11 protein-coding genes and 1 tRNA gene are annotated in these 15264 nt (G+C 57.4%); 6 read left to right on the top strand and 6 right to left on the bottom strand.

Going from position 1 to position 15264, the window contains the following annotated elements:
* Positions 1 to 341: 341 nt before the first annotated feature.
* From CEPID_RS04785 to CEPID_RS04770, 4 genes are all read left to right on the top strand, one after another.
* Entirely contained in the window at positions 342 to 1127 is a 786-nt protein-coding gene (locus CEPID_RS04785; RefSeq protein WP_047239982.1) for a (Fe-S)-binding protein, read from the top strand.
* On the top strand, positions 1124 to 2692 hold the full coding sequence (locus CEPID_RS04780; protein WP_144413450.1) for a LutB/LldF family L-lactate oxidation iron-sulfur protein: 1569 nt from the start codon (positions 1124 to 1126) through the stop codon (positions 2690 to 2692). Before CEPID_RS04785 ends, CEPID_RS04780 begins: the two co-directional genes overlap by 4 nt.
* Positions 2692 to 3345, top strand: a complete 654-nt coding sequence (locus CEPID_RS04775) for a LutC/YkgG family protein (protein ID WP_047239981.1) — start codon at positions 2692 to 2694, stop codon at positions 3343 to 3345. The genes CEPID_RS04780 and CEPID_RS04775 overlap by 1 nt, the downstream gene beginning before the upstream one ends.
* A 126-nt stretch (positions 3346 to 3471) precedes the next feature.
* Positions 3472 to 3544, top strand: a tRNA-Arg gene (locus CEPID_RS04770).
* A 273-nt stretch (positions 3545 to 3817) separates the two neighbouring features.
* Here CEPID_RS04770 and CEPID_RS04765 read toward each other — a convergent pair.
* Positions 3818 to 4036, bottom strand: coding sequence for a PspC domain-containing protein (locus CEPID_RS04765; protein WP_047239980.1), 219 nt, complete (start codon positions 4034 to 4036; stop codon positions 3818 to 3820).
* A 133-nt stretch (positions 4037 to 4169) separates the two neighbouring features.
* Positions 4170 to 4622, bottom strand: a complete 453-nt coding sequence (locus CEPID_RS04760; protein WP_047239979.1) for a MarR family winged helix-turn-helix transcriptional regulator — start codon at positions 4620 to 4622, stop codon at positions 4170 to 4172.
* Between the two features lie 307 nt (positions 4623 to 4929).
* Here CEPID_RS04760 and CEPID_RS04755 point away from each other — a divergent pair, with 307 nt between their 5' ends.
* Positions 4930 to 5466 carry a YceI family protein gene (locus tag CEPID_RS04755; protein ID WP_047239978.1) on the top strand — a complete coding sequence of 179 codons (537 nt, stop codon included), beginning with the start codon at positions 4930 to 4932 and terminating at the stop codon, positions 5464 to 5466.
* A gap of 108 nt (positions 5467 to 5574) precedes the next feature.
* On the opposite strand, the gene CEPID_RS04750 is transcribed toward CEPID_RS04755, so the two are convergent.
* The 4 genes from CEPID_RS04750 to CEPID_RS04735 are packed head-to-tail and all read right to left on the bottom strand — an operon-like array spanning position 5575 to position 13335.
* Positions 5575 to 8199, bottom strand: coding sequence for an AAA family ATPase (locus CEPID_RS04750; protein ID WP_047239977.1), 2625 nt, complete (start codon positions 8197 to 8199; stop codon positions 5575 to 5577).
* 2 nt (positions 8200 to 8201) lie between these two features.
* Positions 8202 to 9350 (bottom strand): metallophosphoesterase family protein, encoded by a 1149-nt coding sequence (locus CEPID_RS04745; protein ID WP_047239976.1) that lies wholly within the window; start codon positions 9348 to 9350, stop codon positions 8202 to 8204.
* 53 nt (positions 9351 to 9403) lie between these two features.
* Positions 9404 to 10258 (bottom strand): SWIM zinc finger family protein, encoded by an 855-nt coding sequence (locus CEPID_RS04740; RefSeq protein ID WP_047239975.1) that lies wholly within the window; start codon positions 10256 to 10258, stop codon positions 9404 to 9406.
* On the bottom strand, positions 10258 to 13335 hold the full coding sequence (locus CEPID_RS04735) for a DEAD/DEAH box helicase (protein WP_047239974.1): 3078 nt from the start codon (positions 13333 to 13335) through the stop codon (positions 10258 to 10260). The genes CEPID_RS04740 and CEPID_RS04735 overlap by 1 nt, the downstream gene beginning before the upstream one ends.
* 351 nt (positions 13336 to 13686) lie before the next feature.
* On the opposite strand from CEPID_RS04735, the gene putP reads away from it, so the two are divergent.
* A complete protein-coding gene (gene putP / locus CEPID_RS04730; protein WP_047239973.1) occupies positions 13687 to 15261 on the top strand; it encodes a sodium/proline symporter PutP in 1575 nt (524 codons plus the stop codon).
* Positions 15262 to 15264: the final 3 nt, after the last annotated feature.

Raw genomic sequence — 15264 nt, 5'->3', positions numbered from 1 at the left:
TCTCAACGGGTGAATCGTAGGCCACTCCCCTGTTTTGACAACAATAATGTTTCGTAAATAAGTAAAGGTAGTGGGCACCTTTTACCGCTCCCGCGCAATACAAATTTTGAGTAGTGTCGATAGCGACGCTCCATCCAACGATGTGCGTTGGCCCGCATTGGACTAACCCTCAACTCCACAGGTTGGCACTTCAATAGCGCGGTACCATCCGCGCCCGCTTGGGGCTTCCCCATAACTCAATAGCGCTTAAATCCGCTAGAAACCACCCCCGTTTCCTGCAGTTTTAAGCCCTATCAACTCGCATAAATACACGCGATAAATCAAGCTTTTGAGGAGCAAATATGAAAGTGGCTCTCTTCTCCACTTGCATCGGTGACGCAATGTTTCCCGACGCCATCAAAGCAACCGCGGTGATTCTCTCCCGCCTCGGCTACGAAGTAGTCTTCCCGCCCGAGCAAACCTGTTGTGGCCAAATGCATGTCAACACCGGCTACCAGCGCCAGGCTGTGCCACAAATCAAGAACTACGTTGACGCATTTAGCGATCCGTCCATCGACTACGTCGTATGCCCTTCCGGTTCTTGCACTGGCGCTGTTCGCGAGCAGCACGAACACGTCGCTCAGCGCTACGGCTCTGCCGCGCTTGTCGACGCCGCCCGCACCACCGCAGCTAAGACCTACGACCTATCCGAGTTCCTCATCGACATCGCCCAGGTCGACCAACTCGGCGCGTTTTTCCCACACCGGGTGACCTATCACTCCTCCTGCCACTCACTTCGCTTCATCGAGGTAGGCGAACGACCGCTGCGTCTTTTGCGCAACGTCGAAGGAATTGATCTCGTCGAGTTGCCGAACGCCGAAGAGTGCTGTGGTTTCGGCGGCACCTTCTCTGTGAAGAATCCAGAGGTGTCGGCTGCAATGGTCGGTGACAAGGTTCGCCACATCCGCGAGACTGGCGCGGAGTATGTCACCGCTGGTGACGCCTCCTGTCTGATGAACATCGGCGGCTCGCTGTCACGCCAGCATTCCGGTGTCCGCACACTGCACATGGCCGAGATCCTCGCTTCTACCAAAGAACATCCTTGGACCCCAACCTCAGCTGTGTACTCCCGGGAGGTAATGCTGTGAAAATCGGACTTGGCACCCCAACCATGCCACCTCGCGCTGGCGAGATTTCCCTGCTCGCTGGCGACGAAAGCTTCGTCAAGAATGCGCATCGCGATCTCTACAACGCGACGCAGCGTCGCAACCTGAACAAGGCCACCACAACTATTCGTGGCAAGCGCCAAAAGGTCGTCGATGAGCTCGACGACTGGCAGGATCTCCGCGAGGCCGGCTCTAACATTAAGCGCGACGTACTGGCACGGATGCCGGAACTGCTGGAACAATTCGAGGCGGCCGTAACAGCCCGTGGTGGGCATGTGCACTGGGCCCGCGACGCCAAAGAGGCTGGCGAAATTGTAACCGCACTCGTCCAGGAAACTGGCGAGAAGAAGGTAGTCAAGATCAAGTCGATGGCCACCCAGGAGATCAACCTGAACGCGCAACTGCGCGAGGCGGGCATCGAAGCACGCGAGACCGACCTCGCGGAACTAATTGTGCAGCTCGGACATGACAAGCCTTCCCACATTCTCGTGCCGGCCATTCACCGAAACCGTGCGGAAATCCGTGACATCTTCATTCGGGAAATGCCTAATACCGACGAGTCCCTGTCTTCCGAACCAGCCGAACTCGCCGAAGCCTCTCGCAGCTTCCTGCGCGAACAGTTCATGGAAGCCAAGGTTGCCATCTCGGGCGCAAACTTCGGCATCGCCGAAACCGGAACCGTGACCATCGTCGAATCCGAAGGCAACGGCCGCATGTGCCTGACCCTGCCGGAAACCCTGATTTCGGTGATGGGTATTGAAAAGCTCCTGCCGACGTTCAAAGACCTCGAAGTCTTCCTGCAGCTGCTGCCCCGCTCCTCCACCGGCGAGCGACAGGCTCCCTACGTTTCTACCTGGTCTGGTGTCACTGAGGGCGACGGTCCGAAGAACTTCCACATCGTGCTCGTCGACAACGGCCGCACCGCAGTGCTTTCCGACGAAATCGGCCGCGAAGCACTCAAATGCATCCGCTGTTCCGCCTGCCTAAATGTCTGCCCAGTGTACGAACGCGCTGGTGGGCACGCCTACGGCTCGACCTACCCCGGCCCGATCGGCGCAATCTTGTCGCCACAGCTCACGGGTATCCAATCTGCCCATGATCCAAATGCCTCCTTGCCATACGCCTCCACGTTGTGTGGCCGTTGCAACGAGGTGTGCCCCGTCAAGATTCCAATCACCGACGCACTTCTGGAGCTGCGCCACAAGAAGATCGAAACCGATACACCCAAGATCGAAGGCGCAATCTTTGCTGGTATGACCTTGGCATTCGGCAACCGCCATGTGTGGAACGCCATCAATCACATGGTGTTCATGGGCCGAATCCTCGGCGGTTTCAACGGCAAGATCACGCACTTGCCAAGCTTCCTCGCCGGTTGGACCGACGTCCGCGATACCGCCGTTCCACCCAAGAAGTCCTTCCGCCAATGGTTTGACACTGACGAGGCCCGCGACTTGCTCGCTGCTGCACGGGCCGAAGGTATCGCCGGGGCCACTGCTCAAGGACGCGAAGAGTCCGACTCTGCTGCTTTCGAAAAGGATGAGAAGTAATGGCCATCTCAGAGACCCGCAACCAGGAAGCCAAGGCTGAGATCCTCTCCCGGATCCACAACGCCCACAAACTGGCCGGCACCCCCGCCGGACCGCACGAGGTTCCTCGCACCTATCACACTTCGTTCGCCCACTCGGTAGAAGAACTAAAAGAGATCCTCACCGACCGGCTTGTGGACTACAAAGCAATCGTGGAAGAGGCTAGCGAGGACAACCTCGCCGACACTATCGTCAAGATTCTCGACGAGCGCGGCGCCCGCGAGGTTCGCTATGCCCCAGGGCTCCCAGCCTCGCTTTTCGACGCCTTCGGTGGCAACGCCACACCCGACTCCGCAGACGTAGATCCGCGTACGTTGAACGACGTAGACGCTGTGGTCACTGACTCCACCGTTTCCAGCGCCCAAACCGGCACGATTTGCTTGGAATCTGGAGAAAACTGCGGGCGTCGGGCCCTCACACTGGTGCCCGACTTGCACCTGTGCATCGTGCGCAAAGACGCCGTGGTGTACTCCGTTCCAGAAATGGTCGCACGCCTCAACCCGGATCGCCCCAACACCATGATCTCGGGCCCATCGGCCACCTCCGACATCGAGCTCAACCGTGTCGAAGGCGTCCACGGTCCCCGCACATTGATCGTCATCCTGGTGTACTAACCGCTGGTGAGCTGGCCTTCTTGGGGCCAGCTCACCTCGGGTTGGTAATTGCCGAGGCTGATTTCTACTCCAATCCCCAAGAGTGCTAAACTAATCTGCGTTGTCTTACATTGATGTGAGACGCCCGCCCTCGTAGCTCAGGGGATAGAGCGCTGGTTTCCGGTACCAAAGGTCGGAGGTTCGAATCCTCTCGAGGGCACACAATAGTGGAGTCACCCTGACTAGTGTTCATGCTGGTCAGGGTGATTTTTGTTTTCCTAGCGAACTGCCTGCCCGTCAGGGTAGCCTTTTCGCTCGTTGCGGTATTTAAAATGAGGCGTTCGTTTTCGCCGGAACGTTATATAGATTCGCTCTTGCAATGCCACGCCTGGTTACGCCTGGCTTTGCTTGACTGCCTAGTTAGACGACCTAACAGGAGTGCTACCCCAAAACACTGGGGAAGGCTACACACCCGCCAGCACACCGACCGAAACTAGAAAGAGCTATCGTTCTTCATCAACAGCGCGGCAATAAAGTACAGGATTACCTGCGGTCCTGGAAGCAGGATCGAAATCACAAAGAGTACGCGCAGCATGGTGGAGTCCCAACCGTAGGTTTGGCCAACTCCGCCAAGGACGCCTAGAAACATCCGGTCGGTGGTGCTGCGGCGCAGTGGGCGGGTAGTCAGTTCGCGGTTGTCAAAATTAGTCATGATCGAGTCACCTCTCAGGTGGTTGGAACTGTCGTGTTTTCCTTACACCTTGAGTCTGCCAGCGCACTCATTCCCGAAACATCGGGATTCTCCCCGATTTCTCCCCTGATTCCGAACTTCAGGGTTGGCAGAATCAGTGATCGATTTCCAGCAGCTTGTTCAATAATTCTCGGAATACGGCCACATCCTGAGTCGAAAGCTTGTCAAAAACCATTCGTCGCACTGATTCCACATGGGCTGGCGCTGCCGTCTCGAGTCGCTTCATTCCTTCTGGCAGCAGCTCCACGAGCACACCGCGGGCGTCTTCGGCGCACTTGTTCTTGGCAACCAAGCCACGTCGCTCCATGCGCGTGATCTGGTGCGATGCCCGGGAGCGGTCCCATTCCAACTCAACACAAATATCACGCAGACGCATCCGTCGGTCAGCTGCTTCCGACAACGTCACGAGAACAGAAAACTCGCTGGCGGATAGATCTGAATCCTGCTGCAAGGTCTCATCCATCCCGCGCTCCAAGCGCCGAATAGCAGCCAGGATGAATCGCCAAAGTTCCTGCTCGTCGTCGTTAAGCCAGCGTGGCGCAGCCATATGCGTTTCTACCTTTTTCTGCGAGTGAGGGCGTGTCTGGCCGGCGGATGTTCATGGAGCTTTCTCCGACCTACCTATTTAAGAAAATAACTTTAGAGTAACAATCCTTTTTGACCAAACAGCCCTCGTCGGAAAGTAGCTAGACTGTGTGGTGGGTCGCTTAGCGATGACCCCCTGCCCCACGGGCAACAAAAGTCGTGGTCACAGAATTTTCACCCCAATTGTTGACACGTCACCATGTTTGACGTATGGTGGTTACCACGAGCACATCGGAGCTCACGAACAAACTACTTTCAAGGAGAACAACATGAACGATTTCAACGGCTCTTACGTTTTGGATCCAGCTCACACCAACATCGGCTTCTGGGTTCGCCACGCCATGGTGACCAAGGTTCGCGGCGAGTTCACCGAGTTCGACTCCGCTCTCGACGTAAACCTGGACGATCAGTCTCAGACCAAGGTGACCGCCACCATCAGGATTGATTCCTTGAACACCAATAACTCGGATCGCGACGCTCACGTGAAGTCCGGTGACTTCTTCGACGTGGCTCAGTTCCCTGAGATGTCTTTCACCTCCACCGCAGTCAACATTGAGGGCAACGAAGGCACCGTGACCGGCGACCTGACCATCAAGGGTGTCACCAAGCCAGTTACCCTCGCTGTCGAGCTCACCGGTGTTGCTGAGGACCCATACGGCCAGGTTCGCCTCGGCTTCGAAGCAACCACCAAGATCAACCGCAAGGACTTCGGCATCGACTTCAACGCTCCACTGTCCACCGGTGGCGTGCTCCTTTCCGAGGACATCAACATCGAGATCGGAGGCTCCGCTATTCGCCAGGGCTAAGCAACGCTCCGCCCTTGGGCGCTCGTCACGCTCGAGGTGAAATGCCTCACCGCTTGTCGCACTTCGCGACAGGCGGTTTTTGCGTTCCCCGCTGGCAATTAGGCCCGTCTACACACCAGCGACAGCTTTTAGCTCCGCCATAGTGCGGACGGTTTTCCCTGTCACCCGCTCGAAACGTTCAGGCATGGACGTCATCACGATAACTTGGTGACGTTTCCCCAGGTTGGACAGCACTCGATTCATCATGATGAGGCGATGCTGATCGGTATGCCCCAGAGCGTCATCAATGATGATGGGGACGCCATCCTGCTCATCCACGAGTTCGGCCACTGCACAGCGCACCAAAAGGCCGAGCTGCTCCTGAGCACCGCCAGAAAGCGCTTCGAGGTCGACGGGTGTGTTGTTCAGCACACGTTGGGAAATTCCCAATTCTTCGTCGAGGGTGAAGTCCAGGTCAGTGCCGAAGATCGTTCGCGCGAGGTGGTTGAGCTTTGCCACGAATGGCTCTGCATACCGCTGGCGTGCCGCTTCGAGGTGTTTGCGCAGCGTAACCAGCAACAGCTCCGCAGCCGCCGCCCTGCGTTCCACCCGTTCGAGTGCTTCCCGAACAGCCTCGGAGTGGGCCTGAGCACGAATGAGGTTTTCCGCAACGCCTTCGGCGTATTCGATCCTGCTCCGACGCGCGGCTTGGCGGAGTTTAACCTCCTCGATTGACCTTTTCAGGGTGTCTAATCGGCTTTCCGCACCTTCGAGGAGATCCGCAGCCTCATCACGGTCAGTCTCCGCAAGCTCCTGTGTTAGCTGCTTGACGTCATCTTCCAACGAGCTAACCGCAGCCTGTTGGGCTTGTAGCTCCTGCTGCAATTCGACGAGCGGCTTTTCTGCTTCAGCATTCGCGATCGCGTCACTCAGTGCCGCGATTCGACCCGAAACATCATCGTGCCGGGCTTGCACCACAGAAAACTGAACATGTTTTGCTGCTTCCTGTAGTGCTGTGAGCTGCTGTCGTAGTGCTTTGAGCTCAGCATCAGCGCTTTCGCGTTCGGAGTCCAAGATGTCCAGTCGCGCCTCTAGCTCAACAACATCAGCTTCAGGCTCAGTCGCTTCGTCGATAGTGCGCTCCAGGGAAACGATATCTTCCGCAACTTCGCGCAGATCCGTGGCGCCGACAATCGCGTCGCGTTCCGCCTCTGACTTGGTGATTTCCGCCAGCTTGGCAGCATCTTCACGCGCCCGGCTGCGCAGTTCGTTGATGTCGCCGACCGAAAGGTCGTCGAAAAGCTCTGCGAGCTGTCGTTGCAGTTGCGATACCTCGCCGGACAACTTCTCTTGCGATACATCGGGCACAAAGGTGGCGGTTACGGCCCCAATAATGAGTGTGGTGGGTTGGTGCAGGATTTCTTCGTGAACGTCTTTCCCGACTGCCACCGGTTCCCCGTTGATGGAAACCTCTTCATCCTCCACTGCGCTGAGCTGCAGCTTTGCTGACACCGCTTCTAACTTAGCTTTAGCGACAGCGACGGAGGATGACAACTGTTCGGCGAGCGCCACGCTTTGGCTATCGACGACGCGTAGGCTCATTTCGGCACGCAGCTGACGAATCTCGTCGTCTTTCTCGGCGACAGCCTCGGTTAGTTCACGAAGTTCGCGGTGTTTAAGGAAGGCCTTTTTAAGTGCCAATTCCCGGCGCCGGTCGCCGATTTCGGCACGAATCTGCTGCGCACGGTCCTCTAGCACGGCGATTCCTTCGGTAACACGCTCCAGGTTTCCCTTGTGAGTTTCTACCTCCTCCGCCAACTGTTCGCGCTCGAACGCTAGCTTGTCTGCTTCTTGGTTGAGGTCAGCAAGACTGGCGTTCAGCTGGTTTCTTCCTTCCAGCTCCCGTCCGGCATCTTTAGCAACCAGCTTTGCTTGCTCCAGGCGAGAATTAAGCGCTGTGAATTGTTCCTGTAGAGCTGTGGCTGCTGCCAACTGAGCTTTTCTTTCGGAGACCTCGGCAACGGCATCGGGGAGTTTTCGCGTGGCTTCGGCGAGCGCAGCTTCATCCTTGGTGAAGGAATCAACGTCTTCGTCCAATGAAGTTTTCTTGCGGTCGGCGTCGGCAAGGCTTTCTTGTGCTTGCTCGTGACGGACTCGGGCAGCTTTGAGTTCACCCGTGGGTTTGCCAGTGGCGGTGTAATAGCGGGCATATTCTTTCTCCACCGCGGCCAAAAGACCGCTATCTTCAGGCGCGCTCATCACGGTTTCTCCATCGCTGGTTTGGAGCGCTTGGGTCAGGGAAGGAATTCCGGCGGCAGCTAGGCTGGACTCCCAGTGCCCCTGCTTGACGAACAGAGCTCGCAAGAGCTTGCTATCGAGGTGTTCCGCCAGAATGCTTTCGAGCTGGGACTCGGCTTCCCCACCAGTGAAACTGGCACGGGTTGGCGAGAGGACGCTCAATTCTGCCTTCTTGGATTTTAGGTAGTTCTTGCGGATACGGAACCGGACAGGGCCGGCAGTAAGTTCCGCTTCGATCTCCACCGGAACATCTTGTCCGACTGGCTGCAATGCCCGGATCTTCTTTCCGGTGGAGGTGTGCTTTTCATATAGCACCGTAAACAGTGCTTCCAGCATGGTTGACTTCCCGGCCTCATTCTCGCCGGTAATTACTAAAACACCCGTCTCCGGGATTTCATCCAATCGAAAGCTGCTGACCCCGCGAACATTGCGGAATTCCAATTGATGGATGTGCATCTCTACCGTCGCTCCCCTGATAGCCGAAACATCAATTTCAACGCATCATCAGCCGTTTGCGCATCGTGCCCATTTTCGGCCGGTGCGAGCAATTCTTGCAGCGCAGCGAGCTGATAGCCGGATAGTTCCAAGGCATCGAGATCGCTTTGATCCGGGCTCAAGTGGAAGTCCATCAGCCGATCCCGTGGATATAGCGCAGCGAAGATCGGCTCAAGCTGCGCAATCTCGGCCTCTACGTATTGCATGGTCTCTACATCAACATCGCCTCGGAGTGCATATTTCACGCACACCTCAGCTTTATTCGCGTAACTCTTTAGGCGATCAACGAACTCTTCTGCCTCGGCTCGCGAATTAACCTCACTGCGAAAAGTGTGGAACTGCCACTTCCCAACTGGATGTTCTGTCACCCTTACCTGGCCACCCGCGATACTCACGACGAGCGCTTTTCCTGAATTGCTTTCCCCACCTGCCGTGTCCAGGTCGGCATAGTCGGTTACTTCAGGTGCTCCGGAAAACCACACTTTGCCGGAATTGCCTACCGGCTGCGCGGAGTGTGTATCCCCCAGGGCCAGGTAATCGATGACCCCGCGATCGAGGCAGTCCTCGACATAGTCGAGGTCAATGGTGTCTGGCGCCGGTTCCGAGCTGCGTGATAACGCCTGCCCGTGGGCTACCGCGATGCGAATTTTCCCAGGCGCACAGGGCTCCAACGGCTCAAGTGCCTGGCGCACCAGATCGTCATAACTATGCTTTGAGCGCAGGGGCGCTCCCACTAATTCCACGCCAGGGACTACTTCTACCGGGGTGGAATCCGCTAGAACATGCACCCCCTCGGGTACTGCCACGTCACTAAAGAAAATGCTGTCCGGGGTAAGCGGGTCGTGATTTCCAGGAAGTAGATACACCGGGACTGGCAGTGCTGCCAGCACCTCACGAACACGGCCAGTAGTGCGCTTGTTTAAAGCATTCGACTCAAATACGTCGCCCGCTACCACGATAAAGGCGCAATCCTGCTCAACTGCGATCTCACCAAGGCGGGTAATTGCGGTCAACCGGGCGTCGTCAAAGCGGGCCTGGGCTTCATCGGATAAGAACCAGCGAGTCATGCCGATTTGCCAGTCTGAGGTCTGTAAGAACTTAATTTCAGTCATGGTTCTTAGTCTTAGCAGCTGGGGGCGACACATCGACAGAGCTTTCGAACATACTAGCGATCAACAAGGAAATCGTAGAGCTCTTCAATGTCGGCAACCGCCCGCAATTCGTCAATTGCGCTGTAGGTAACGGTCCGCATGGCTTGATGCAAGGCATCCAAATCGGAGTCGTCGATCGCGGGCGCAACCTTGGGCGTTGGGAGGTCGGGAAGCTCACTGCCATCCCAAAACCGGGTTGGGTTATGTTCCTCGGCAGCCTTGTCCACCCGCCGTTTCGCTTCCGCCTGCATAGCCAATTCGAGTTGGGTAAAGCTCAATCCGCGCAGGTTAAACAACAGCGCCGGGTCAGCTTCGATCTTTTCGGCGAAAGCCTCCAAAACCGCCACCCCATGTTTGCAGCACAAACTGCGGTCCGGGCAGTCGCAGGACACCCGAACCTCCGAGGTATCCGAAGCCAGCAGCATGTCAACCATGCCAGGCGAAAGGCGACCACGTTTGGCGTCGGCAAGCGCACCTGCGTGAGAAAGCAGCTGAGCGGTGACTTCTTCGAGCTCCTCGCTGCCACGGCGTGGAAACGAGATCGCGACGCTGAACGGCTCGTTTTGCGAACCTGCCACGCTGGCCACAACCCGATCGCGCGAAACGGAAAGGCCGACCACATTCCCCAATCGGAAGTAGTCGAGACCTCGGGAAATACGACCCGGATCAGTGAAGTCTTGGTAGATGGAGCGCACAAACGCCTGCGGTTCGCTTTGCCCGCGGACCGTGCGCAGCGCCCGCGCAGGAGCACCCGAAGCGCCAGAACTAGCACCACTCGGAACCGAAGTGACACGCTTCTCGTTGCCGAAATTGACGTAGATGACATTGCCGTCGCGCGGGCGTGGCTTTTTATCTTTCGGGTCCGCCACTAGTCTTCCTCCTCGCGATAGCTCAATAGTAATGCCAGGTCAGCTGCGGAAAGCTCTGTGATCCAGCCTTCCCCTTCACCGACAATGGTATTTGCCAACTCCAACTTACCGTCCAGGATCAGTTGGACCTTTTCCTCCATCGTGCCCTGGGTAATCATTTTGTACACCCGAACATTCTTTTCTTGCCCAATGCGATAGGCGCGGTCGGTGGCTTGGTTTTCCACCGCCGGATTCCACCACCTATCCAGGTGCACAACAACATTCGCCGAGGTCAAATTGAGACCCGTGCCGCCGGCCTTCAGCGACAGTACCATTGCAGGCGGCCCGGCTTCGGTTTGGAATTCCGCCACGATCCGGTCACGCCCAACCTTAGACACCCCGCCGTGCAGGAATGGAATGTCTCGCCCAAGCCACTCGGAGAGATAAGGCACCAATATGTCTCCAAAAGCACGATATTGGGTGAAGATCAGCATCTTTTCCTCGCGCTGCACCGCGGCGTCGACCAGCTCCATCAGCATTTCCACCTTCCCCGAGCGATGTCGTCCCCGGTCGGTTATCGGTGAGCCATCGCCTAGGAAGTGCGCTGGGTGATTGCAAATCTGCTTGATCCTGGTGATCATCGACAACACCAGGCCTTTCTTGGCGATCCCATCCACCTGCGCCAATCGCTCAGCAATGTCATCCGTGTACGCCTTGTACAGCGCTGCCTGCTCCGTGGTCATCTGCACAGTGAGGATCTCCTCCTGTTTGTCCGGGAGGTCGTCAATAATCGACGGGTCAGTTTTCAGCCGTCTCAAGATAAACGGCGCGGTCAACAAACGCAGCCGCTGGCGCATTTCCTCACTGTTTTCACGTTCGATGGCCTTGGCAAAATGATTCCGGAAGAAACTCGCCGACCCCAGCACACCCGGATTACAAAAGTCCAGGATAGAGCGCATTTCTGACAGCCGATTCTCCACCGGCGTTCCCGTCAAAGCCACCCGATGCCGGCTCGGCAACGCTCGCACGCTTTTCGACGCCCGAGTCGCCGAATTCTTAATGGCCTGAGCCTCATCAAGCACCACTCGCTCCCAACCTACCTCGGCCAACAGCTTGTGATCGCGAGACACCACCCCATAAGAGGTAATAACGAGGTCGGCTGCGGAAGCGGCCTCCACGAATGCCTGATCCGCGAGGCGATTGCTGCCATGATGGCTCACGACCGTCAAGTCCGGCACGAAGCGAGTCGCTTCATTGACCCAGTTGCCCACCACCGAAGTCGGACAGACCACCAGCGTTGGTCCTACCGCCTCCTCGGTTTCGGCTCTTTCGACAGCAAGCAGCGCGAGCAATTGGAGAGTCTTTCCTAGCCCCATGTCGTCGGCAAGCACGGCCCCTAGGTTGTTCTGGCTCATCCAATACAGCCAGTCGACGCCACGCCGCTGGTATTCGCGCAGCTCCGCGTGCACCGTCGGCGGAATATCCACCCGCTCGGGCGCAGGCAGCAGCCCGCCGCCGAGGATTGATTCGTGCCACTTCGAGCCGGTGAACTCGATGGGGGTGTCCTCTGCCATCCTCAGAGCAAGCTCACGCAGCTCTGCGAGGCTGACTTTGCCGAATTCGGCGTGCATGTTGTTGTACTGCTGTCGGAGCTCTTCGGCAATACGCTCAAACTCCGCAGCCCGCGGATCGCCGTTGGCGCGCGCCAACTCGGCCTCCATCGCAGCGGTTTCCATGCGCTGCTTGAGCTGTTTTCGAGAACTCCTGGCCAATTCCTCAACGTAGTTAGCAACCTTGCGCAGCGCATCAGTGTCCGCCATCACCCATTGACCACGCAGGTTGATGAGGCCGGATTTGGCCGAGACGAGTTCGGCCATCTCGGAGTCGGTCAGTTCGATGTCGCCTAGCGACATCCGCCAGTTGTACTCCACCAATTGCTCGAGCCCAATGGTGGTTTTCGTGGCGGCTACCGCCGGATCGCTGGTGTTGCGTGTATCCAGCGCTAGCTTCGGGGTGAGCGTATTCCACGATTTGGGCAGCAACACCAGGAAACCGGCTTTCCGCAGGATGGTCACGCCGTTGGTGATGAATTCCACCATCTGGGTCATATCGAGCACGATGTCAAGATCACCGGAGACTGGGTCAAAACCTAGCCCCTGACGCGCCGTGGCTTCCTCCCGGGCGCGCCTCTGGGCGAGCTCATCACCAAAGAGCGGATAGGTGGCTACAAGCCGATCATGCATCGACTTCACTTGCTTACGGGTGACTGCATCTAAGTCGAGCAGCCGGACTGGTTGTGGTGAATCAGTGCCGAAGCGTAATTGCACCCGAACAATCCATGGTTGATCTGCAGGGTCGGTGCTCGTGTCCTCCTTATCGGGCTCTTCCACAATGATGACCAGGGAGATGTCGCCCTGCGTGATGGTTTCTTTCCACGCATTGAGCTTGCTCACCAGCCGGACTCCGCCCCGGCGAAGCGGTTGCGAGTGAAGAAGCGCCGCCACAAACTCCGTCCATGGGGCCGAGCGTGGTGCTGCAGCGCGCGAGGCAAGCAGTTGGTTTGCAATCCAATGTGGCAGCTCATCAGCCATGTTTTCGGCCACCCCAGAGCCCCCGTTGGCGATGATGAAGCCAGGCGCGGCTGCCGTCATCTCGGCTAGCCATCCACGCTCCCCTAGCCCGCTAGCTAATTGCCACTGTGGCCACCATTGGCTGTCTTCCCAGTTCACCCGCAACACCACGCGGCCTGCGCGTACGAAGTTGCTCAGCCCAGCTGCAACATGCATCAGCCAGCGCAAATCGGGCGCAATTTCCGGGCCGTTGACTACCTGCAGATTGGACAGAATTTCCACGGCTTGTTCTGGGGTGCACGCTGCGGTGGGGATTTCCAGCTGTACTTGCCGTCCCTTAGGGGTTTGCAACACAGTCTTGTGCAAGTGGGTGAATCGCCGAGAGCGAATCGTCATCAGGGTGACTGCGGAAAAGGCGTCGTCGGGAACGCTTTCAGGCAACACGATGCGATGGCCCTCCACTTGCTCAATCCACAAGTGAAGTCCAGACTCTTTTGTCCAGAATCCGTGGAGCAAGTGAGAAGTCATGCACTCATTCTTACCAGCTGCTACCGCTGATCTGGATTCTTATCCACAGGCAGGCTCCCCCACCTGAAGGAATACAAAGTTGCTACGATTGGATAACTAAACGGTAACAACTCTCTGACCAGTTCAAGAGACTCCGGTCAACTGTCCTACCGTGGATAGTTAACCGGGTCGACCGGCCATCAAAGCTTCACCGACGAAACAACGTCTCACCAGCACGATTGCCGCCATTGGCCTAGGTTTACTCCGACCCCGTACCTGTGCGGATCGGCGCCGTCGACAAGCCAACTAACGTTTTGGCGAATGTTCCACGGCAGCATTTGGATGTCCGCACGCAATTTTTGGAAAGGCACAATGAGCGAACACTCTTGGTTTCTCATCGCCATCGTCATTTACATGTCGGCTATGGTCGCCATTGGCTGGTGGTCTTACCGGCAGACCAGCAAGTACGACGAGTACATGCTGGGAGGGCGCGGGCTAAGCCCCACGGTTGCGGCACTTTCAGCCGGCGCCTCCGACATGTCTGGATGGCTGCTGATGGGTTTGCCAGGCGCATTGTTCGTGACCGGCTTTTCCGAGCTATGGATTGCGATCGGCTTGCTCATTGGCTGTTGGGTGAACTGGAAGATCGTCGCCCCGCGGTTGCGCGCCTACACCGAAGTGGCCCACAATTCGATCACGGTCCCAAGTTTTTTTGAAAACCGCGTCCACGACACCTCCCGGCTACTGCGTATTGTGTCGGCGGTCGTCATCCTGGTGTTCTTCACCTTCTATGTCTCTTCCGGAATCGTCTCGGGCGGTCGCTACTTCGAATCCACTTTTGGCGGTGACTACCTCACCGGCATGCTGATCGTCGCGGTCATCACGGTGGGATACACCTTCGTGGGTGGCTTCCTGGCGGTGAGCTACACCGACGCCGTCCAGGGCCTGATCATGTTCGCTTCCTTGATCGCCGTACCTGCGATGGCGCTGGTAGCGCTGGACAACCCGAGTGATATTTTCTCTTGGGCGTCTTCGCATGAGTACGGCCCCTACCCGGACGGCAACCCAACCTACTTCTCAATGATCTCGGGCGTCTCACTGGCCGCAATCATCGGCAACTTGGCCTGGGGCTTGGGCTACTTTGGCCAGCCACACATCGTGGTCCGTTTCATGGCGATGCGCAAGCCTAGCGACGCCGTCCCGGGTCGCCGCATCGGCGTGTTCTGGATGCTGCTCTGCGTGCTGGGAGCGGTGTTTACTGCACTGATCGGCACGGTGTTCTTCTCCCAGAACCCCGACATCGCTGTCACCGACCGCGAAAACTTCGAAACCGTCTTCCTCGACATGGGCCGAATCCTGTTCCACCCGCTGATCGCAGGCTTGGTGCTCACCGCAGTGCTGGCGGCGATCATGTCCACCATTTCTTCCCAGCTGCTCGTGACCTCCTCCGCATTGATCGAAGATCTCTACATGATCGTGGTCAAGCGCCAGCCACGTCAAAAGAACCTCATTTGGCTTTCGCGTGGCGCGGTGCTCGCCGTGGCGATCATCGGCGTGCTGCTTGCCATAAACCCTTCCGATTCCATCCTCGGACTCGTCGGTTTTGCCTGGGCTGGCTTCGGTTCCGCCTTCGGCCCAATCATGCTGGCCTCGCTGTACTGGAAGCGTCTCAACGCTGCTGGAGCGTTGGCGGGCATGGTCACCGGTGCAGTCGTGTCGTTTGCGTGGGGTATGAGCCCACTCGCGGATTCTATGTATGAAATGGTGCCGGGGTTTGCGCTGGCTACCGTCGCGATGGTGCTTGTTTCCCTAATCACCAAGGCCCCCGACGCCCATACCGCCGATCTTTTCGACCAAGCCGTCCGGCTCTCCCGCGAAAAGGGCGATTTGACCGAGCAGATGCTCGACCACAACTTCACCTCCGTGCCCAACAAGAAAACTACTTAATTC

It is taken from the genome of Corynebacterium epidermidicanis, assembly GCF_001021025.1.
GTDB classification, from domain to species: Bacteria; Actinomycetota; Actinomycetes; order Mycobacteriales; family Mycobacteriaceae; genus Corynebacterium; species Corynebacterium epidermidicanis.
The sequence above is the reverse complement of the archived record's forward strand: the minus strand, read 5'-3'. Positions and strand labels throughout refer to the sequence as shown.

What these genes read in the sequence shown, in the direction of transcription:
- CEPID_RS04785 (WP_047239982.1), top strand. Translation starts at nt 342, where the DNA reads ATGAAAGTGGCTCTCTTCTCCACTTGCATCGGTGACGCAATGTTTCCC.
- CEPID_RS04775 (WP_047239981.1), top strand. Translation starts at nt 2,692, where the DNA reads ATGGCCATCTCAGAGACCCGCAACCAGGAAGCCAAGGCTGAGATCCTC.
- CEPID_RS04765 (WP_047239980.1), bottom strand. Translation starts at nt 4,036, where the DNA reads ATGACTAATTTTGACAACCGCGAACTGACTACCCGCCCACTGCGCCGC.
- CEPID_RS04760 (WP_047239979.1), bottom strand. Translation starts at nt 4,622, where the DNA reads ATGGCTGCGCCACGCTGGCTTAACGACGACGAGCAGGAACTTTGGCGA.
- CEPID_RS04755 (WP_047239978.1), top strand. Translation starts at nt 4,930, where the DNA reads ATGAACGATTTCAACGGCTCTTACGTTTTGGATCCAGCTCACACCAAC.
- CEPID_RS04750 (WP_047239977.1), bottom strand. Translation starts at nt 8,199, where the DNA reads ATGCACATCCATCAATTGGAATTCCGCAATGTTCGCGGGGTCAGCAGC.
- CEPID_RS04745 (WP_047239976.1), bottom strand. Translation starts at nt 9,350, where the DNA reads ATGACTGAAATTAAGTTCTTACAGACCTCAGACTGGCAAATCGGCATG.
- CEPID_RS04735 (WP_047239974.1), bottom strand. Translation starts at nt 13,335, where the DNA reads ATGACTTCTCACTTGCTCCACGGATTCTGGACAAAAGAGTCTGGACTT.
- putP (WP_047239973.1), top strand. Translation starts at nt 13,687, where the DNA reads ATGAGCGAACACTCTTGGTTTCTCATCGCCATCGTCATTTACATGTCG.